This window comes from Pseudoalteromonas sp. DL-6, assembly GCF_004328665.1.
Classification (GTDB): domain Bacteria; phylum Pseudomonadota; class Gammaproteobacteria; order Enterobacterales; family Alteromonadaceae; genus Pseudoalteromonas.
In genome coordinates this window covers 1086865-1107663 of record NZ_CP019770.1, presented here as the reverse complement: position 1 = coordinate 1107663, position 20799 = coordinate 1086865, and the positions used below count along the sequence as shown (strand labels likewise).

The window sequence follows — 20799 nt, the reverse complement described above, 5'->3', positions numbered from 1 at the left end:
TATACTGATAAACGCAGTTTTTGTCTATAGAAAGCGCCACTAGCGGGATAATAATCAAACAAAAATGCCTATAAATTAATGAACTGAGGCAAAACAAGCTCAGCTTTTGAACAGTTTACAGCCGAGTATTTAATCACTAAAAGCGAATAAATAAATGAGCATTGAGTGCTATGTGGGTTTGCCACAACATGCGGTATTGCGCAGATAGCCCTAACTGCTGATATTGCATAATCGACCACTTTGCGCTGGGCTTATAGGCTGTACCACCTTGTTGGCAACTCTGGCTTTTGTGCCACCCTTTGGGAGCATCTGACTTTTTTACAATAAATAAGTTGGGGGCAACCAACCCCTCAAGCTGACATAGCCACGCTTGCTTTTTTACCGGTAAAGCATATTCATCTTCAAAGCCATTAAAGTGCATTAATTCATGTAAAAACACCGCGTAGCTAGCCTGTGAATTAATATGCATTAAACCATTTTTTACATTGGCAGTACCTTCTTTGGGCATCATAACGGCAAAATCAAACTCAGCGGGAAGCTGCTTTTTAAGCGATGATTGCTGCCAATCGCACTTAGCACGTTTGGATTCAGTACTATTACAGCTAATTGCATTACCCACATAAACTGGTTTTGAAAAACAAAAGGTATTGGGACTAGGCTCTGGGTTTTGTATGTACGCGTTACGAAATCGGTTAAGCCTGTATAATCCATCACGGTGATCGCTCAGCATTAACACATTAAATGTACACTGCTTTTGTATCGCAATTTGCTCGCTTGCAACCAAAAACCCTAACTTATTCATAAATGATTTACTTAACGTTTCTATGGGTGCTTGTTGCTGTAATTGCAGGTGATAAAAGGTATCGCCTTTAGGAAGCTTATTTTGATTTTTTAATAGCGCTAAATCCTGCCAGCGTTTTTGAGAGAATAACAAGTCGGCGAGCTTTGCTTGTTGTGCAAGTGTTATTTTATCTAGGCTTGCTTGCCAGAATAGCTTAGCCGTTTCAGTTTGATTATTGCTTAATAATGACAACCCATAGCCATATTGAGCATGTGCTATTTTATTGCGGGCTAAGGTTGCTAGGGCTGTGGTAGGTAATTGTAAAATGTGGTTTGCAAAGTAACGAGGGAATTGCCAGTAACTGTCAATTACATTGGCTTTGGCATGTAATACTTGCCAAAAGCCAATGCTATTTTGTTTATTACTCGAGCCGCTAATAAAGCTAGTGCACAGTAATAAAACGCTTAATTTAAAAAAGTTAGCCAGCGCTTTCACTGGCCATCAACTCAAGCTCTAAACGTGCGTACTTATATTCAATAAATTCATGTACATTCGTGGCCAACGCCAACCTAAAGTAGTCAGTCGCAATACTCAGCTCACCTGCGGCTTGGTGCTGTTTAGCTAAGTAAAAATAAGCCTCACATAAACGCTGAGCATATTCTTGTTGTGAGCTGACACCATCGGCTATGCCTGAAAAAAAGGCTTGTTCGCTCATATCACCCACATACAAAGCAATAAGCTGATACGCCCATTCATTTTCATCAAGAGCTGCTGAATTGGCTTTTAACGCAGCAAGTGCCGCAGCTTTATCTTGTGCCGCTTGGGCTAAATAAAGCCACAACACACGATAAGGGTCGTTAGGAGAGCGCTCCAAGAATGTTTTAAAGTCATCTTTTGCAAGCGTCGCTCTATCACCATAGTACAAGGCAATACCACGATTTAAATACGCATATTCATGCTCTTGGTCTAGCTCAATGGCTGAGTCAAAGTACTCGTATGCTTTTTCGTATTGCTGCATCAAAGTATGCTGAATACCTAAAAAGTTATAAACTTCAGCCAAATCGGGCTTGAGCTTAACCGCTCGGTTAAAATCAATTCGCGATAAAGTCGTCATACCTAAGCTATCAAACAGTACTCCACGGTCATAATAGAGCTTTGCTTGTTGCTCTGTACTCAAGTCTGCTCTGTTTAATAGTTCTGAAAAACGTGCAATGGCAATTTCATTTCTAAAATCTGATGCAAGCGGTGCAGTAAATGGCACATTAATAATTGCAGTGGGTTTAGTAGTAGCCTGACAAGCGCTTAAAGACAAAATAGCAAAAGATGCCAAGGCTAAATGTTTAAGTCTCATTAAAATCCTTAATACCGAGGTAAGTAGCAAATAGATAAGACATAAGCTGTCTTGTAAGGTTCATTCCAGTTATGTGTTATTAATACCAACCTGCATAAATATTTGAACAATTTAACGAATTAAATCCCCCTATAACGTTGTTAAAATCTTTTCATTTAGAACAACTAGATATCAAAAATTTTGCCTAGTTATAGAGCAATTTTCTTATCGCTAGAATAGGTCCCATATCCAAGCAGGTTGGTATAAGTGTGATGAACACAATTGATTGCTAACATTAAAGCATAAAAAAAGGGGCTAAACAGCCCCTTTTTATACTATCCAGTAATTATCTGGATGAAAGATTAGCAATTACGCGTCTTTAGACTCGTCAGCTGCAGGTGCTGCTGATTCCATTGCTTCTTTAATACTTAGACGTACACGGCCTTGACGGTCTACTTCTAGTACTTTAACTTTAACTTCTTGACCTTCGCTAAGGTGATCAGCAACGTTGTTAACACGCTCAGTGCTGATTTGTGAGATATGCACTAGGCCATCTTTACCAGGAAGAATGTTTACAAACGCACCGAAATCAACGATACGTACCACTTTACCTTCGTAGATAGTACCTACTTCAAGCTCAGCCGTTAATTGCTCAATACGGCTAATTGCATTTGCTGCACTTTCACCGTCTGTAGCAGCAATCTTGATTGTGCCATCATCACCGATTTCAATCGTAGTGCCAGTTTCTTCAGTAAGCTGACGGATAGTCGCGCCACCTTTACCGATAACTTCAGCGATTTTCTTCTGTGGGATTTGCATCGTGTAAATACGCGGAGCAAACATAGACAACTCTTCAGAAGGTGCAGAAATCGCTTCGTCCATCACACCTAGGATGTGTAAACGTGCAGCTTTCGCTTGTTTAAGCGCGATTTGCATGATTTCTTGAGTGATACCTTCAATTTTGATATCCATTTGTAGAGCAGTGATACCGTTAGTTGTACCCGCTACTTTAAAGTCCATGTCACCTAAATGATCTTCATCACCTAAGATATCTGAAAGAACAACAAAGTTTTCTTCTTCTTTAACTAAGCCCATCGCGATACCCGCAACAGAGGCTTTAATTGGAACACCCGCGTTCATAAGCGCTAGAGACGTACCACAAACCGATGCCATTGAAGATGAACCATTTGATTCAGTAATTTCAGATACAACACGGATTGAATATGGGAATTCCGTCAATGTTGGCATTACTGCTTGGATACCACGCTTAGCTAGGTTACCGTGGCCGATTTCACGACGCTTAGGAGAACCAACAAAACCCGTTTCACCTACACAGAATGGAGGGAAGTTGTAGTTAAGCATAAAGTGGTTTTTGTGCGTGCCAGTTAAATCGTCGATTAACTGTGAATCACGTTCTGTACCAAGTGTTGCTGTTACTAATGCTTGTGTTTCACCACGTGTGAAGATTGCAGAGCCGTGAGTACGTGGAAGTACACCCGTCATTACATCTAGAGCACGGATCATATCTGGTTCACGACCATCGATACGTTTTTCGCCAGCAGCGATACGGCCACGAACGATTTTCTTCTCAAGTGAACCGAATACTTTACCTACTTCTTGCTTATCAAGTGTTTCGCCTTCAGCAAGCTCGCTTGTTAGTGCTTCAACAACCGCATCTTTTGCAGCAGTTAATGCTTCTTTACGCGCTACTTTATCAGTAATACGGTAAGCTTCGCCTACTTTATCAGCAGCAAGTGTTGCTACTTTCTCTTCTAATGCAACGTTTTTCTCAGGTGCAGTCCAATCCCAAGTAGGTTTGCCTGCTTCTGCTTTAAATTCGTTGATTGCATTGATGATAGACTGTGATTGCTCATGGCCGTATACAACCGCACCTAGCATTACGTCTTCAGCAAGAACGTCTGCTTCTGATTCAACCATAAGTACTGCGTTATCAGTACCCGCAACAACTAAATCAAGTTGGCTTTCTTCAAGCTCTTTTAGTGTCGGGTTAAGTACGTATTCACCGTTGATGTAACCAACACGTGATGCACCAATTGGACCGCTGAACGGGATACCAGAGATAGCAAGTGCTGCTGATGTACCAATCATCGCAACCATATCAGGTTGGATTTCAGGGTTTACAGAAACAACTGTAGCGATAACTTGTACTTCGTTTACGAAACCATTAGGGAAAAGTGGACGAATTGGACGGTCAATAAGACGTGCAATAAGTGTTTCGCCATCGTTAGGACGACCTTCACGCTTAAGGAAACCACCTGGGATACGACCCGCAGCGTACATACGCTCTTGGTAGTTAACTGTTAGTGGGAAGAAATCTTGACCTGGTTGAGCTTCACGCTTACCAACAACCGTTACTAGTACTGACGTATCGCCAATGCTTGCTAGTACTGCGCCGTCTGCTTGACGAGCGATAGCACCTGTTTCTAGTGTCACTGTGTGTTGACCTAGTTGAAATTCTTTTATAATTGCTTGCACTTAAAATATTCCTTAAATGTATTTTTAGTATTAATTAAGTTTTCATCAAAGTACCAATTACAGTACATAATTGTATTCAGTTGGAAATCAATTAAGTACTACAATTGGCAATGATGTAAATAACCGTAAATAAACCTTTTTATCTACGCGCCATAGTATATAACAAAGTCAGGTAAAATTGCGAGCTTAGCACCGAGATAAAATAGTGCTTGCAGCAATGCCAAAAACATTCGCTTTGTGAATGACAATAGTATGGCTTTTATTAGATATTTCAAGGGGTTTACTGAGACGTACTGGGGAAAGCGAGAAAATTCAGACACAAAAAAAGGAGCTAAAAAGCTCCCCTTTTGATAATCAAGTTCTTAGCGACGTAGGCCAAGCTCTTTGATTAACGCAGTGTAACGCGAGATATCTTTACCTTTAAGGTAATCAAGCAGTTTACGGCGAGTGCTTACTTTACGAAGCAGACCACGACGTGAGTGGAAGTCATGCTTGTGATCAGCAAAGTGACCTTGAAGCTTGTTGATATCAAAAGTAAGTAATGCTACTTGTACTTCAGGTGAACCAGTGTCGCCTTCAGCGCGTGCGAATTTAGCAATGATATCGATTTTTTCTTGATTGCTTAGTGACATAATAACTCCAAAAGTTAAATTTAATAGGTGCTTTAGCCGATCACTAATTCAGCCAAAACGATTAAGCGGGCGTATTCTACCAATTATCAGCATAACTACAAGTTAAACTTTACTCTGGTTGTTGATTAGACAAGCCACGCTTTGATTTTAAATGGCCATCAGGATTACGTTCGCCAGTACCAATAAATATTCCGTCAGCCAGTACCTTTATTGCACCTTCAGGCAGAGCTTTACCCAACACCACAGCTTGACCATGGCTAAATGCCATTCCCTGCTCTTTAGTAATTTCCACAACGGGTAAATCAACTAACGCGGTATCCATTGGCAATAATAGTTCGTCAAGGTAAGTGGAAGGCGCAACGTCTTGTTCTTTCGCTTGATTTAATAACGTTTCTAAGTGCTCAAGTGTGACCATTTTATCTGCTGGGTAATGCCCTACAGCACTACGATGCAGCATAATCACATGCGCGCCGCAGCCAAGGTTTTCACCTAAGTCATCAACGATAGTACGAATATATGTGCCTTTAGATACATGGGCAGTCATTTGTATTTCGTTAGCTTGCTCATCAAACTCATCAAGCGTTAAGCTAAATACGTTAATTTTTCGACATTTGCGAGGAACTTCAATGCCTTCACGCGCATATTTATATAAAGGCTTGCCTTCATATTTAAGCGCTGAATACATTGATGGATATTGGTCTGACTCACCTAAAAACTTAGCAATTTCTTCGCTTAGTAATTGGGAAGTGACATTCACATCGCGAGTTTCGACCACTTCGCCATCAGAGTCTGATGTGGTCGTACGTTCACCTAGCTTAGCTCGAACAACATAGGTTTTATCTGTATCGAGTAAAAACTGGGTAAACTTAGTCGCTTCACCAAAACAAATTGGCAGCATGCCGGTCGCTAGCGGATCAAGCGCACCTGTGTGCCCCGCTTTTTGCGCAAAATAAATACCTTTAGCCTGCTGTAATGCCTTGTTTGATGAAATGCCTTCTGGTTTGTTTAACAACAAAATACCATCAACTGGACGGCCTTTACTGCGTCTTGCCATTAGTCTTTAGTGCCTTCTTCGCTATCTGTTTCATCATCAACATGCTTAGCGTTATCTTCACGAATGATAGAGTCCACTAAGTTAGAGATACGCATCCCTTCCATTAATGAGTTATCAACCACAAATTTAAGCTCTGGCATAATACGTGCACGAATACGTTTACCTAGTAACGAACGGATATAGCCCGTTGCTTCGTTCAGTACTTTTGCACTTTGTTTTGCTGCATTTTCGTCTTCAGTGTTAAACACGGTGATAAAAACTTTGGCATAAGATAAATCGCGCGATACTTCTACCGCAGACACTGTCACCATGCCTAAGCGCGGATCTTTAATTTCGCGTTGTAGAATCACAGCAATTTCTTTTTGAATTTGCTGAGCAACACGATCAGTGCGAGAAAATTCTCTCATTTCACTTTCCTAAAATTATAACTTATTGAAAAACAATAATAAGTTAACTAAATAATGGATACACAAATGGGGGCTGAGCCCCCATTTAAAATCTTAGCATAGGTTATGTTGGGCTATCGAGGTACAACCTTGAATGTCCAACACCACCTAATAACAATTAAAGAGTACGTTGTACTTCAACTGTTTCAAATACTTCGATTTGGTCACCAACGCGAACGTCATTGTAGTTCTTAACGCCGATACCACATTCCATGCCGTTACGAACATCTTGTACGTCATCTTTAAAGCGACGTAATGACTCAAGTTCGCCTTCGTAAATAACCACGTTATCACGAAGTACACGAATTGGTGCGCTACGTTTGATAGTACCTTCAGTAACCATACAACCAGCAATTGCGCCAATTTTTGGAGACTTAAATACATCACGTACTTCAGCAAGACCAATGATCTCTTGTTTAAACTCAGGAGCAAGCATACCAGACATGGCTTGCTTAACTTCTTCGATAAGTGCGTAAATTACGCTGTAGTAACGAAGGTCTAAGTTTTCAGAGTCAATCACTTTACGCGCTGATGCATCGGCACGAACGTTAAAGCCAACTACGATTGCGTTAGACGCTGCAGCAAGAGTTGCATCAGTTTCTGTGATACCACCAACACCAGAACCAACAATCTTCACTTTTACTTCATCAGTAGAAAGTTTAGTTAGTGAGTCTGAAATTGCTTCAATTGAACCTTGAACGTCTGCTTTAAGTACCACGTTAACTTCAGACACGTCGCCTTCAGTCATGTTAGTAAACATGTTTTCAAGCTTCGCTTTTTGCTGACGCGCTAATTTAACATCGCGGAATTTACCTTGACGGTAAAGTGCAACTTCACGTGCTTTACGCTCGTCTTTAACTACTGTCGCTTCATCACCCGCTGCTGGAATACCAGAAAGACCTAAAATCTCAACAGGAATAGAAGGACCCGCAGATTTAATGTCTTTACCGTTTTCATCGCGCATTGCACGAACACGGCCATACTCAAGACCACATAATACAATGTCACCTTGGTTAAGCGTACCTGATTGAACAAGGATAGACGCTACTGGTCCACGGCCTTTGTCAAGACGTGATTCAATAACAACACCTGCAGCCATACCTTCGGTTGGTGCATTTAGTTCTAAAAGCTCAGATTGCATTAATACAGCTTCTAAAAGATCATCAATACCAAGACCTGTTTTAGCTGAGATGTGAACGTATTGCGTATCACCGCCCCAATCTTCTGGGATAACGTCTAGCTGAGCTAGTTCGTTTTTAACACGGTCTGGATCTGCGCCTTCTTTATCCATTTTGTTAACAGCAATGATTAAAGGAACGCCAGCTGCGCGAGCATGCTGTACCGCTTCTTTAGTTTGTGGCATTACACCATCATCGGCTGCAACCACTAGGATTACGATATCAGTCGCTTTAGCACCACGAGCACGCATAGATGTAAATGCGGCGTGACCCGGAGTATCTAGGAAAGTGATCATGTTGCCGTTAGTTTCAACGTGGTATGCACCAATGTGCTGCGTGATACCACCGGCTTCGCCTGAAGCAACTTTAGCTGAACGAATGTAATCAAGCGTTGATGTTTTACCGTGGTCAACGTGACCCATTACAGTTACTACTGGCGCACGTGGCTCAGATTTACCATCTTCATGACGGTCATTTAGTACTGTTTGCTCTAATTCGTTTTCTTTAACGATGATAACTTTATGGCCCATTTCTTCTGCTACAAGTTGTGCAGTTTCTTGGTCAATAACTTGGTTAATCGTAACCATGTCACCCATTTTCATCATTGTTTTTACAACTTCAGCGCCTTTAACTGCCATTCGTGATGCAAGCTCAGCAACTGTAATTGTTTCACTAATACGCACTTCGTTTTTAACATCAGCCGTTGGTTTTTGGAAACCGTGCTGTAATGACGCTGGCGCTTTTAGCTTACCTTTTTTACCTTTAGACGCTGCAAATTTATCTTTTGCTGGCGCTTTTTTCTTTTTCTTCGCACGGCGTGAGCCTTGCTCTTCGCGAGCATCAGCTACATCTTCTGCTTCACGTGCGTAAGTTGAAGTCGTAAGGTGGTGATCCGCGGTTTCTTCGCGTTTCTTACGTTCTTCTTCTTCTTTCTTCCAGCGTGCTGAATTCTCTTCAGCTAGCTTTCTTGCCTCTTCTGCTTGACGTTTCGCTTCTTCTTCAGCTTTCTTCAATGCGGCCTCTTCTGCTTCTTTTTGCAGACGCTCAGCTTCGATGCGATCTTTCTCAGACTTAGCACTTTGCTCAGGGGTCATCTGCTGTTGTTTCGCTTTACGCTCTGCATCTGCTTTGCGTTTAGCTTCTTCTTTGGCTTTACGATCAGCGTCTTCTTTCGCTTTACGTTCTGCCTCTTGTTTCGCTTTCAATTCTGCGGCTTCTTGTGCAGCTTTTTGCTGCTCTTCAAGACGCGCTTTTTCTTCAGCGGCTAGACGTTGCTGTTCTTGTTCTTGCTCAACAGCACTCTTTTTCACGTAAGTGCGTGTTTTGCGAACTTCAACTTGCACTGCCTTTGCTTTACCCGTAGAGCCAGTCACACTTAATGTGCTTTTGCTCTTACGTTGCAATGTCATGCGTGCTGGACCTTCAGATCCAGTACCGCCATGTTGCTTGCTTAGGTGATCAAGTAACGTTGCTTTTTCAGCTTCTGTTACATTCTCGCCTGCTTGTTTGGTAATACCGGCTTGTGAAAACTGCTGTAGTAATTTATCAACAGTTGTACCTATATCACCGGCTAGTTTTTCAACATTTACTTCTGCCATAGTCTCTAATACCTCCGTTAATAAATTACTCGTCTGCAAACCAACAAATATTACGTGCAGCCATAATTAGCTCGCCCGCTTTCTCTGAAGATAGCTCTGTAATATCTACAAGCTCATCAATGCCTTGCTCAGCTAAGTCTTCAAGTGTTACTACACCCTTACTTGCCATAACAAATGCTAAATGACGCTCTAAGCCTTCAAGCGCAAGTAAGTCTTCAGCAGGCTCAGCGCCTTCTAAGCTTTCTTCCGTTTTAAGGGCTTTCGTTGTTAATGCATCTTTTGCACGTGAACGTAATACGTCCACTGTTTCTTCATCTAAGCCGTCGATTTCTAAAAACTCAGAAGCAGGTACATACGCAACTTCTTCTAGTGTTGAGAAACCTTCGTTGATAAGTAATGACGCAAACTCGTCATCAATATCTAAGTTTTCAGTAAATAAGTTAATTAACTTATCTGACTCAGCTTCGTTCTTAGCGCGCATTTCATCAACAGTCATTACGTTTAATTCCCAGCCAGTTAACTGGCTTGCTAAACGTACGTTTTGACCATTACGACCAATAGCTTGTGCTAAGTTATCAGCTTCAACAGCAATATCCATTGAGTGAGTGTCTTCATCCATTACGATTGAAGCCACTTCTGCTGGTGCCATTGCGTTAATAACAAACTGCGCTGGGTTGTCATCGTAAAGTACGATATCAACACGCTCGCCGCCAAGTTCTGACGATACAGCTTGAACACGTGCGCCACGCATACCAACACACGCACCTACAGGGTCTATACGCTTATCATTAGACTTAACTGCGATTTTAGCGCGTGAACCTGGATCGCGAGCTGCAGCACGTAATTCAATCATTTCTTCGCCAATTTCTGGCACCTCAATGCGGAATAATTCCATCAGCATTTCTGGTTTAGAACGGGTTACAAATAACTGTGCACCACGTGCTTCTGGTTTAACTTCATATAGAAGACCACGAATACGATCGCCTGGACGGAAGTTTTCACGTGGCAGCATGTCGTCACGGTAAATAACCGCTTCTGCGTTGTTACCTAAATCAAGAACGATTGCATCACGCGTTGCTTTTTTAACAACACCTGTTACTAGCTCGCCTTGCTGATCTTTGTACGCTTCAACCACTAAGGCACGCTCTGCTTCACGTACTTTTTGTACGATTACTTGCTTAGCCATTTGTGTTGTTATGCGGTCAAATTTAATTGATTCAATCTGCTCTTCTACGTAGTCGCCCATTTTCAAGTCTGGTTCTTCAACTTGAGCAGCTTCTAACGTGATTTCGCTGTATGGATTCTCTAAAGAACCATCTTCTAATACAGCAGCAATTTGCCAGCGGCGGAATGTATCGTAATCGCCAGTTTTACGGTCAATTGCAACACGTACATCAATTTCACCATCATGCTTTTTCTTTGTCGCTGTCGCTAATGCGAACTCTAGAGCTTCAAAAATCTTTTCTTTTGGAACCGCTTTCTCATTGGAAACGGCTTCAGCAACCAATAATATCTCTTTTGCCATGGGTAATGCCTCGCTTGCCCTATTCCTTCGCACTCGAATTAAAACTTTGCGATTATGTTCGCACGTTCAATGTTACTAAGCATGATTAAATGCTCTGCACCATCGCTAGATAGTGTGATCATATCGCTGCTAACTGCTATTAAGTCGCCTTTAAAATTACGGCGACCGTCTTGTGGAAGCTTAGTACGCACGCGTACTTCCTCTCCTTGCGCCTGCTCGTAGTGATCTTGTTTGAATAATGGACGATCAACACCAGGAGACGACACTTCCAAATCATATTCGTTTGTAATCGGGTCTTCGACGTCTAAAATCGCACTAATTTGACGACTTGCATCTGCGCAGTTGTCAACTGAAATTCCATCCTCATGAGCAATGTATACTCTTAAGGTAGAATGGCGACCCGCTTGTACAAACTCAAGACCATGTAATTCAAAGCCTAGCATTTCTACCGCAGGCGTTAACATGGTTACTAAATCTTGTTCAAGTTTTGTCACGAAAATCCTCCATACAAACAAAAAAAGGGCTTATAGCCCTAAAATACTGAGTTTAAATTTTGATTTAATCGATAAACATTAAATCAAACGGTGCAGATACAACAACGCCCCGAACCAAGCGGGGCGTCACACCAAAAAACGCAAAAACTGTGTGGCCTAGGGCCAAGCTTGGTTGCGAGTCAGTACCCTGACCAAATTAAACTTCATTAGCTTAAACGCAAAACGCGCATTACTTAGAATGCGCGATATAAAGTAGTAAGTTTAAACCTACTATTAAGATTGGTTGCGGGAGCCGGATTTGAACCAACGACCTTCGGGTTATGAGCCCGACGAGCTACCAGACTGCTCCATCCCGCGCCAATAGATAAAAAGTTAATAACTTAATATCGCTGTTAGTAAATTTTATAACCTACTAAACAATGGCCGCTATTATAAGGATGTGCCACTAAATTAGCAACCATAATAACTAATAAGTTGATAAAAAAAGCAATGCTGTTTATTGCTTTGCTCTATGATTAAAACGACATGTAGAAATCGATCGCTTTTTTAAATACAGCGTATAAAAATAAATTTTGGCTAATTATGAAAAAATACAACACTCTAAAATTGATTTTAGGTGATCAGCTCAACCCTGCTCATTCGTGGTTTAAAGACAAATCAGACGACACCGTATTTGTAATTGCTGAGCTTATGCAAGAAGCACAGTATGTTAAACACCATGTGCAAAAAATATCAGCCTTTTTTAAAGGCATGGAAAACTTCGCTAATGCGCTAGAAGATGCTGGCTTCAATGTATTACATCTCACGCTAGATGACACCAAAGACGATAATGACTTACCCGCTCTTTTAACGCGTTTAGCCAAACAGCATGAATGTACCTCTATAGAATATCAATACCCAGATGAGTACCGTTTAAAAACACAACTTCACGAATTCGCGACTAATAGCGAGTTAATGGTGAATGCCTGCGACAGCGAGCACTTTTTATTGGCATTTAACGACATAGACAAACGCTTTAAAAAAGATAAACACGTCACTATGGAGCATTTTTATCGGGCAATGCGTAAGCAGTTCGATATTTTAATGGAGGATGACAAACCTCACGGCGGTCAATGGAACTTTGATGCAAATAACCGTAATAAGTTCTCAAAAAACGACTTAGCCGATATCCCCAAACCAAAATTATTTAAAAATGATGTTAGCGCCATTATTGAACGTTTAGATAAACATAAAATAAATTACTTTGGACAAATAGAAACTCAGTTAAGCTGGCCAACAACCCGTAAACAAGCTATCAGTACACTTGATCACTTTTGTACACATTTACTGCCTCGTTTTGGTCAATTTCAAGATGCGATGACAGATCAATGTCCTGATAAAGATACCTTTTATCACAGCCGGTTATCGTTTGCGTTAAATGCCAAAATTTTACACCCTCGCTATGTTATCGACCGTGTTGTTAAAGAGTTCCACCAACGCCAAGATGAAATATCGATTTCTCAGGTTGAAGGCTTTATTCGCCAAGTACTGGGTTGGCGCGAATATGTGCGTGGCGTGTATTGGAAAAACATGCCCGATTACGCCAACAAAAACCAGCTTAATGCAACTCGAGCACTACCGAGTTATTTTTGGAATGGTAAAACAAAAATGAATTGTTTAAGCCACTCATTAACACAAAGCTTAGACAGCGCGTATGCCCATCATATACAACGTTTAATGGTAATAGGTAATTTTTGCTTATTAACCGCCATTCATCCTGATGAAGTGGATGAATGGTATTTGGGTGTTTATATCGATGCTATTGAATGGGTAGAAATGCCTAACGCCCGAGGGATGAGCCAATTTGCTGACGATGGCATCATTGCCACTAAACCTTATGCGGCCAGCGGCAACTATATAAATAAAATGAGTGACTACTGCAAAAGCTGCCAATACAAAGTGAAAGAAAAAGTGGGTAAAGATGCGTGTCCGCTAAACAGCCTTTACTGGCAGTTTATGCACAAACACCGAGAGCGACTTGAGAAAAACCCACGAATAGGCATGGTTTATCGTAATTGGGATAAACAAGATGAATCATTACGCCAACAAACTTTAGATCAAGCCCAGCACTACATTAAACATATTGAAACTCTATAAACGCAAAAAGCCGCCAAATGGCGGCTTTTCACAGGGAAAATACGTGTGCTAGCTTAGCTATTTGCTTTCTAGCATATTGCCTGAGCCAATTTCAATTTTACGTGGTTTAAGCGCTTCTGGGATTTCGCGTTCAAGGTCGATGCTTAATAAGCCATTGGCTAAATCTGCGCCAAGTACTTTAACGTGATCACCTAACTGGAACTTACGTTCAAAGTTACGCTCGGCAATGCCTTGATGAATGAATTTGCGCTCATCGTTTTGATCTTTACCTGCTTTAGTACCTGATACAACTAAAGTGTTGTTTTCAGATTGCAGGCTTAACTCGTCTTCACTAAATCCAGCAACTGCCATAGTGATACGGTATTTGTCTTTATCAAGCGCTTCGATGTTGTACGGGGGAAAACTTGGCTGCTTGTCAGTTCGTGCAGCGGCATCCATTAATGATGCTAAATGATCGAAACCAATGAATGAACGGTATAGGGGTGATAAATCTACTGTACGCATAATAATATCCTCATATTTAAGCGATATTTTGCTGCTACTTTTCGTTTGAACAAGTAACGGCAAAGTTTAATAAATAATATAATTTTCAAATAGTTCTGTTTAGATGAAGACCCATCAGGCGTCCTCAAATAACTATTTATGGGCGGACAATTTTATTTCAAGATTTTTTTATAAAATATTTTTTATTTTTATTTAATCCCTAAAAAAAGCGAACGCAATAATCGCTTTTTTGCACTGTAATAAATAATGAAATTAGTTACACTAGGGTTAATTAATTTGAGGAGAGCGTTATGTTAACAGTAATTTTTGGCCGTGAAGGCTGCCCTTTTTGTGTTCGCGCTAAAGATGTTGCAGAGCAACTTGCTAATGACCGCGATGATTTTAAATACCGCTACATCGACATCATCAAAGAAGGTATCAGTAAAGAAGATTTAGAAAAGTCTGCAGGCAAGCCATGCCCGACTGTGCCACAAATTTTTGTAGACCAAACACACATTGGTGGTTTTACAGAATTTGAAGCCTACGCCAAAGAAAACCTAGGCCTTTACCAGTAATTTTGTAGGTATATTGTTAACCAGCTTAATTAACGCACAACTTGAGCTGGTTAAATTTCGACCAACATCAAACACATATAAATTAGTTGTAATTTATACAAGCATTTGCCTCGCATTTCCTATACAATGCGCGCCTCTTTAAATTCGTTGAGGCGTATTAATGTCAGAACCAGTCACGTTTGAATCTCTAAATCTTTCTCCTGCAATTTTAAAGGCAGTTGAAGAGTTGGGTTACAAGACACCATCTGAAATCCAAGCTCAATGTATACCGTTATTGCTAGAAAGAAAGGACGTACTGGGACTAGCACAAACGGGTACAGGTAAAACAGCAGCATTTGCACTGCCATTACTAAATAATATTGACCCGTCTGTGAAACAGCCACAGATCCTTGTACTCACACCAACACGTGAGCTTGCGATCCAAGTTGCTGAGGCATTTGAACAATATGCAAAACACACTCGTGGTGTTGAAGTATTGGCACTTTATGGTGGCCAGAGCTACAGCATCCAGTTAAGCGCACTTCGTCGTGGCGCACAGATTATCGTTGCTACACCAGGTCGCTTAATCGATCATATTAACCGTGGAACAATCAAGTTTGATGCTTTACAAGCACTTGTACTTGATGAAGCCGATGAAATGCTACGTATGGGCTTTATCGATGATGTAGAAAGCATCATGGAAAAAACGCCGCGTGAAAAGCAAACATGCCTTTTCTCTGCGACTATGCCTAAGCAAATTCAAAACATCAGCAGCAAATATATGAATAACCCTGAACAGGTTCATATTTCTGCGCGCAACTCAACTGTATCGTCAGTAGAGCAAGTGTTTTGGAATGCACACGTTCATAAAAACAAAGCGATTGTTCGTTTCTTAGAAGCAGAACAATATGAAGGTGCTATTGTTTTCGTACGTACGCGTAACGATACAGTGCAACTTGCTGAGTTATTAGAGCGCGAAGGTTTCTCTGCAGCACCACTTAACGGTGACATGAACCAGCAAGCGCGTGAGCGCACAGTTGATCGTTTAAAAAGCGGCATGCTAAACGTTGTTATTGCAACAGACGTAGCGGCACGTGGTCTTGATGTAGACCGTTTAAGCTTAGTTATCAACTACGACATTCCACAAGATTCTGAAGCCTACGTTCACCGTATCGGCCGTACAGGTCGTGCTGGTCGTACTGGTAAAGCGATTCTTTTCGTTAAGCATAACGAGCGTTATTTACTTAAAAATATCATTCGTCATACTAAATCTGAAATCGCACAAGTTGAATTACCAACAGCTAAAATCGTTGAAGAAAAACGTATCAATGCATTACAAGAAAAGCTTACGCTTGCTCTTGAAAACAAAGATATTACTTTCTTCAATGAAGTGGCTGCCAACATGGCACAAAAACTTGAGCTGGCTCCTGAAGACTTAGCGGGTGCATTACTGTGTTTAGCACAGCAACAATCACCAATTAAAGTTGAAGAAGTTAAGATTCAACCGCGTGAGCGTAACGAACGTAATGATCGTAATCCTCGTAGCAATGACCGTGGAGACCGTGGTCGTCGTAACGAACGCCCTGAACGTGGCGGTGAGCGCGCTGAGCGTAAACCTCGCGAGCGTAACAGTCGTGATGCAGGCCCTATGGATACATACCGTATCGAAGTAGGTCGTGAACATGGTGTTCAGGTTAAGAACATTGTTGGCGCAATCGCTAACGAAGCAGACATTTCAAGCAAGTTTATTGGTGACATTCGTCTTCACGACAGTCACAGTACGGTACAATTGCCGCAAAACATGCCTAAAGATGTACTTGATCACTTCCAAAAAGTGTTTATTTGTAAACGCCCAATGGGTATGACATTAACACAAGATCAAGGTCCTTCTGAGCCACGCGGCGAGCGTTCTGAACGCCCTGCTGGTGACAAGAAGCGTAGCTTTAACAAAGAAGGCCAACGCCCTGATAAGCGTAGCGGTCCTCGTAAAGAACGTCGCCCAGTTAGCTTCACCGCTAAGTAAGCAACGATTCTTTAGTAAAAAAACCTTGCCACGAAAGTGCCAAGGTTTTTTTGTGCCTGGAATTCAGGTATCAGGTATCAGATTAGCTTAATCTTCGTAACGCACAGCCAACTTTTATCAGCTTTAAAGTGCAGTGTACCTACACCTCTTTGTAAATAATTCACTTAGCCCGTTCCCCGCAGCTCGTACCTCGAAGCCCGTACCCACTAGCCTTTGATATCTCAAGCTTCTTTGTAGAATAGTTCACTTAACACAAAAAAGCCCCACCAGTTCATGGTAGGGCTTTTACTTTGTTATAGCGAATATATTTGTTAAGGCGCTACTGCTGGATAAACGTAGCTAGCATCAAGTCCTAATGGGATACCGAGTGCCCAGTAGCCTAGCAAGAAAATACTCCAGCCAATCATAAAGGCGATTGAATACGGTAGCATCATCGCGATAAGCGTACCAATGCCTGTGCCTTTAACGTATTTTTGACAATACACCACCACTAGCGGGAAGTATGGCATGAGCGGAGTGATAATATTAGAGCTAGAATCTCCCACACGGTACGCCGCTTGCGTTAAGTCTGGCGAAATACCGAGTTGCATTAACATAGGTACAAATACCGGACCTAATAGTGCCCACTTAGCCGAGCTTGAACCAACAAATAAGTTTACAAAACCAGTTAGGAAAATAATCCCTACTACCGTTACTGAGCTTGGTAACTCCATTGCTTTTAATACTTGAGCCCCTTCAATTGCCAGTAAGGCACCTAGGTTTGATTTACTAAATGCAGCAATAAATAATGAACAAAAGAATGCCATAACAATGTAATACGCCATACCATTCATGGCCTTGCTCATCGCATCTATCATGTCTTTAGAGCTTTTAAAGGTGCCTACGGTAAAACCATATACTGCGCCTGGGATCCAAAATAACAAAAATATCAGTGGCACTATTGATTGCATTAGTGGTGAACTAAAGTTTGTTAACGAGCCATCGCTGCTGCGCATCGCTGAATCAGCTGGTGCAGATACATAGGCTAATAATGCAATACCAGCAATCATTACGGAACTGGCAATAAGAAATGCACGTTTTTCGTCACTACGAGCATCTTCAAATGCTGGTAGGTCTTGAGTTTCACCATCTACTGGTGAATTTTTTAAACGTGGTTCAATAATTTTATCGGTGATGTACCAGCCTAGCATCACAATAAATAAGCTTGATGCTGAAGCAAAGCCCCAGTTATTAAGCGGGTTAATGCTCATTGTTGGATTAATAATTTGTGCTGCACTTTGCGTAAAGCTTTGCAGTAATGGGTCAATCCCAGATGGGATAAAGTTAGCCCCAAAGCCACCACTTACCCCGGCAAATGCCGCTGCAATACCGGCAAGCGGATGACGACCAGCTGCAAAAAATATTACCCCAGCAAGTGGAATAACCAGCACATAGCCTGCATCGGTCGCAGTATGGCTCACAATAGCCACTAAAATAATTGAAGGTGTTAATAATTTTTTAGGCGTTACTTTAAGCATTAATTTAAGGCCGGTATTAATAAAGCCCGAATGCTCTGCAACGCCCACACCTAGCATAGCAACCAGTACTACACCCAGTGGCGCAAAACCGGTGAATGTTTTTACCATAGAAGATAAAAAAGTGGCCAACGAATCGCTGGCAAGCATGTTATTGATGATAATGGCTTCGCCAGTACGAGGGTCTATTGCATCAAATGTGACGCTTGAAAACCACCAAGACAAAAACCAGATTAATAACATGGCAAACAAAAAGATAATTGCTGGATCAGGAAGCTTATTCCCTACCCGCTCAACAAAATTTAAAAATCGCGCAACTATGCCCGTTGGCATTGTCGCATCATTATTGTTATTCATTTCACTTGTTCCCTAGAATTTAGACTACGCTACTTTAGCGTATCTAAGGAATGAGGTAAATTTTAACTGAATAAACAAGTTCTTTTTTAGGCACAAAAAAACGCGGCTCAGTGGCCGCGCTATTATTAATGAATAAAAAAAACTTATGCGAGCGCTTTTACTTCATCCCATATTCTTACTACGAGTGCTTTATCGTCTTCATTAAGTTCGCCGTTGCGATAAGCTTTTACTAAGCTTTTTTCAACCGTGTCGTTTAGTTCTGCAACGTCTAGATTTAATTCTTCGACTTGTGCATAACCTACGGCTAAATCAAAGTGGCCGCGTAAATAACCGCCGGCAAATAGCTCGTCATCGGTGGCTTTTATCACTAAATCATCAAAATATTGCTGCGCAGCATCTATGTAATTTACTAAACTCATGTGTTACTTCTCCTCTGGGTGCAGCCCATCTTGATGACCTACTGCATACATAATATGGTCGTTAAACCCACTGGTTACACGTATATAACCGCTTAATTCATCATCTAATTTGCTATCACCGGTATCACAAATCAGCGGTCGGCCATTTAAAGCCTGTAATTTTGTTTTAGTAGCCACAACAATAATATTATCGCGGCCTATCGCTTTAATTAACGCAGGACTGAGTTGTTGATTGCCTCGACCAAAAATATGCCCTTGGCCGCCAATTAGAGTAATCACTAACTTTGTTTCACGTCCTGAGGTAAGTTCAAGTAATTGTTGGGCTGTTAGGTCTTGGCCTACTAAGGCTTGATCTTCAACTAAATCAACACCGAGTAAGGTATTTTCAAGCCCCATTTCTTCCATCACCGCACCAACGGTAGAGCCACTGCCCATAACATAGAGGGTATCGGCATCCATTTCACTAACGACATAAGCAGCTATATCTGCTAGCACCAGCTCGTCAGTTTCTTTACCGCCATTTTTAACCGCTTGTACATAGCGCACTTCACTTGGCACTTGCATTTCACCATAACGTTTTGCTTTTACTGTTCCTTGGCGAAAAGCCACTTCATCAATGTCCATCACATCAGCATCGCTTAATGTTACCAGCTCACCTTTAACTAACATTTCAACTACGCGGCCTGCAGCTTTTGGCGTAATGGCATATACCCCTGAGTGAATTTTACACCCTGCTGGAATGCCCAACACGGGTACCGAGTCTTCTACAGCATGGCAAATGTTGCGCGCCGTTCCGTCGCCACCAGCAAATAAGATTAAATCAACACCTTGTTGCTGTAATAAACGAGCTGCAGCTTCGGTATCGTCACTGGTTGTGGGTGAGTTACTTTGATATACCACTTGCGTATTAAAGCCCAGCGCTTTTGCTGTTTGCTCCCCCATTTCATCATTAACAGTATAAATAGTAATGTTTGATTGATGAGGTACCAGCACTTCAAGTGCAGCTTTAGTGCGGCTATTTGACTTAGGCTCTGCACCTAATGCGATTGCTTTAGCAGCGGTCTCTTCGCCATCACTGCCTTTTAGCGCCACACTACCACCGAGTCCTGCGACCGGATTTACAATCAACCCTAACTTAAACTGCATCTTTTAGCTCCTCGGGAGAATGCCATGAAAACTGCGCAGCATGTAATGGCCACGTGGTGTTATAAAATTTACACAGTGCTTTTAATAATAAAGTTGTTCTTGGGTTAAACCCGTTTTGCAATAACTCTAATAACTTTGCATGAACGCGAGACTGAAACGCAAATCGACAAGTTTGCTCACCATTTAAATTATCTACCGATACGTTAAAATCAAACCCGGCAGCCACACTCAATGCCCACTCTATTGCTTGAGGTTTTACCTCTACTGATTCAAACTCCGCTTGCTGTGAAGCATCGCGCCCATCAGGGCAATACCAATAACCATAATCTTCAACTAAGCGGCGCTGAGAACCTGCCACTAACCAATGGGCTATTTCATGCAATGCACTGGCATAAAAACCATGGGCAAACACAATTTGATGATGCGGGGTTGTATCATTTGCGGGAATGTAAATAGGCTCATGCTCACCTTTTACCAAACGCGTGTTATAGCTTTGGTAAAAAGTGTGTTCGAAAATAGAAATTAGATCAGCTACTTGGTGCATAAATACTTCGTATACTCGTTTGAACCCGATGCTTTAAAGACAGATGAAATTAGTATAAAGCACACTAAAAACGAAGCGAATTGTACGTA

The 20799-nt window shown here is 41.5% G+C and carries 17 protein-coding genes and 1 tRNA gene; 3 read left to right on the top strand and 15 right to left on the bottom strand.

The window, feature by feature from the left end:
• Positions 1-136 precede the first annotated feature (136 nt).
• The 10 genes from B1F84_RS05125 to B1F84_RS05080 form a co-directional block, all read right to left on the bottom strand.
• The gene (locus B1F84_RS05125) at positions 137-1276 is read right to left on the bottom strand and encodes a hypothetical protein (RefSeq protein ID WP_131690767.1); all 1140 of its coding nucleotides are present in this window, start codon (positions 1274-1276) and stop codon (positions 137-139) included.
• Positions 1260-2132 carry a lipoprotein NlpI gene (gene nlpI, locus B1F84_RS05120; protein WP_131690766.1) on the bottom strand — a complete coding sequence of 291 codons (873 nt, stop codon included), beginning with the start codon at positions 2130-2132 and terminating at the stop codon, positions 1260-1262. The genes B1F84_RS05125 and nlpI overlap by 17 nt, the downstream gene beginning before the upstream one ends.
• Before the next feature lie 348 nt (positions 2133-2480).
• Positions 2481-4607, bottom strand: a complete 2127-nt coding sequence (pnp, locus tag B1F84_RS05115) for a polyribonucleotide nucleotidyltransferase (protein WP_008114552.1) — start codon at positions 4605-4607, stop codon at positions 2481-2483.
• A gap of 362 nt (positions 4608-4969) precedes the next feature.
• The gene (rpsO, locus tag B1F84_RS05110; RefSeq protein ID WP_006793376.1) at positions 4970-5239 is read right to left on the bottom strand and encodes a 30S ribosomal protein S15; all 270 of its coding nucleotides are present in this window, start codon (positions 5237-5239) and stop codon (positions 4970-4972) included.
• Between the two features lie 109 nt (positions 5240-5348).
• Positions 5349-6293, bottom strand: a complete 945-nt coding sequence (gene truB / locus B1F84_RS05105) for a tRNA pseudouridine(55) synthase TruB (protein WP_131690765.1) — start codon at positions 6291-6293, stop codon at positions 5349-5351.
• Complete coding sequence (gene rbfA / locus B1F84_RS05100; RefSeq protein WP_008467148.1) at positions 6293-6700, bottom strand: 30S ribosome-binding factor RbfA; 408 nt, start codon at positions 6698-6700, stop codon at positions 6293-6295. The genes truB and rbfA overlap by 1 nt, the downstream gene beginning before the upstream one ends.
• Before the next feature lie 157 nt (positions 6701-6857).
• The gene (gene infB, locus B1F84_RS05095) at positions 6858-9515 is read right to left on the bottom strand and encodes a translation initiation factor IF-2 (protein ID WP_008114545.1); all 2658 of its coding nucleotides are present in this window, start codon (positions 9513-9515) and stop codon (positions 6858-6860) included.
• Positions 9516-9540: 25 nt separating this feature from the next.
• On the bottom strand, positions 9541-11040 hold the full coding sequence (gene nusA, locus B1F84_RS05090) for a transcription termination factor NusA (protein ID WP_008114544.1): 1500 nt from the start codon (positions 11038-11040) through the stop codon (positions 9541-9543).
• A 38-nt stretch (positions 11041-11078) separates the two neighbouring features.
• Positions 11079-11534 carry a ribosome maturation factor RimP gene (gene rimP, locus B1F84_RS05085; protein WP_008114543.1) on the bottom strand — a complete coding sequence of 152 codons (456 nt, stop codon included), beginning with the start codon at positions 11532-11534 and terminating at the stop codon, positions 11079-11081.
• 280 nt (positions 11535-11814) lie between these two features.
• Positions 11815-11891, bottom strand: a tRNA-Met gene (locus B1F84_RS05080).
• Between the two features lie 225 nt (positions 11892-12116).
• Here B1F84_RS05080 and B1F84_RS05075 point away from each other — a divergent pair.
• The gene (locus B1F84_RS05075) at positions 12117-13670 is read left to right on the top strand and encodes a cryptochrome/photolyase family protein (RefSeq protein WP_131690764.1); all 1554 of its coding nucleotides are present in this window, start codon (positions 12117-12119) and stop codon (positions 13668-13670) included.
• 57 nt (positions 13671-13727) lie between these two features.
• Here the strand turns inward: B1F84_RS05075 and B1F84_RS05070 are convergent, their stop codons facing one another.
• Positions 13728-14174 (bottom strand): Hsp20 family protein, encoded by a 447-nt coding sequence (locus B1F84_RS05070; RefSeq protein ID WP_010391385.1) that lies wholly within the window; start codon positions 14172-14174, stop codon positions 13728-13730.
• Positions 14175-14464: 290 nt separating this feature from the next.
• Between B1F84_RS05070 and B1F84_RS05065 the strand changes: the two genes are divergently transcribed.
• Together B1F84_RS05065 and B1F84_RS05060 are read left to right on the top strand one after the other, a co-directional pair.
• On the top strand, positions 14465-14728 hold the full coding sequence (locus tag B1F84_RS05065) for a GrxA family glutaredoxin (protein ID WP_008114535.1): 264 nt from the start codon (positions 14465-14467) through the stop codon (positions 14726-14728).
• 160 nt (positions 14729-14888) lie between these two features.
• Positions 14889-16730 carry a DEAD/DEAH box helicase gene (locus B1F84_RS05060; protein WP_131690763.1) on the top strand — a complete coding sequence of 614 codons (1842 nt, stop codon included), beginning with the start codon at positions 14889-14891 and terminating at the stop codon, positions 16728-16730.
• A 311-nt stretch (positions 16731-17041) separates the two neighbouring features.
• On the opposite strand, the gene B1F84_RS05055 is transcribed toward B1F84_RS05060, so the two are convergent.
• The 4 genes from B1F84_RS05055 to B1F84_RS05040 all read right to left on the bottom strand — a co-directional run bounded on the left by B1F84_RS05055 (position 17042) and on the right by B1F84_RS05040 (position 20710).
• Positions 17042-18601, bottom strand: coding sequence for an AbgT family transporter (locus B1F84_RS05055; protein ID WP_131690762.1), 1560 nt, complete (start codon positions 18599-18601; stop codon positions 17042-17044).
• A 143-nt stretch (positions 18602-18744) separates the two neighbouring features.
• Positions 18745-19020 (bottom strand): YfcL family protein, encoded by a 276-nt coding sequence (locus B1F84_RS05050; RefSeq protein WP_008114527.1) that lies wholly within the window; start codon positions 19018-19020, stop codon positions 18745-18747.
• A 3-nt stretch (positions 19021-19023) separates the two neighbouring features.
• Positions 19024-20166, bottom strand: coding sequence for an ATP-NAD kinase family protein (locus tag B1F84_RS05045; protein ID WP_131690761.1), 1143 nt, complete (start codon positions 20164-20166; stop codon positions 19024-19026).
• Positions 20156-20710, bottom strand: coding sequence for an elongation factor P hydroxylase (locus B1F84_RS05040; RefSeq protein WP_055011741.1), 555 nt, complete (start codon positions 20708-20710; stop codon positions 20156-20158). Before B1F84_RS05040 ends, B1F84_RS05045 begins: the two co-directional genes overlap by 11 nt.
• Positions 20711-20799: the final 89 nt, after the last annotated feature.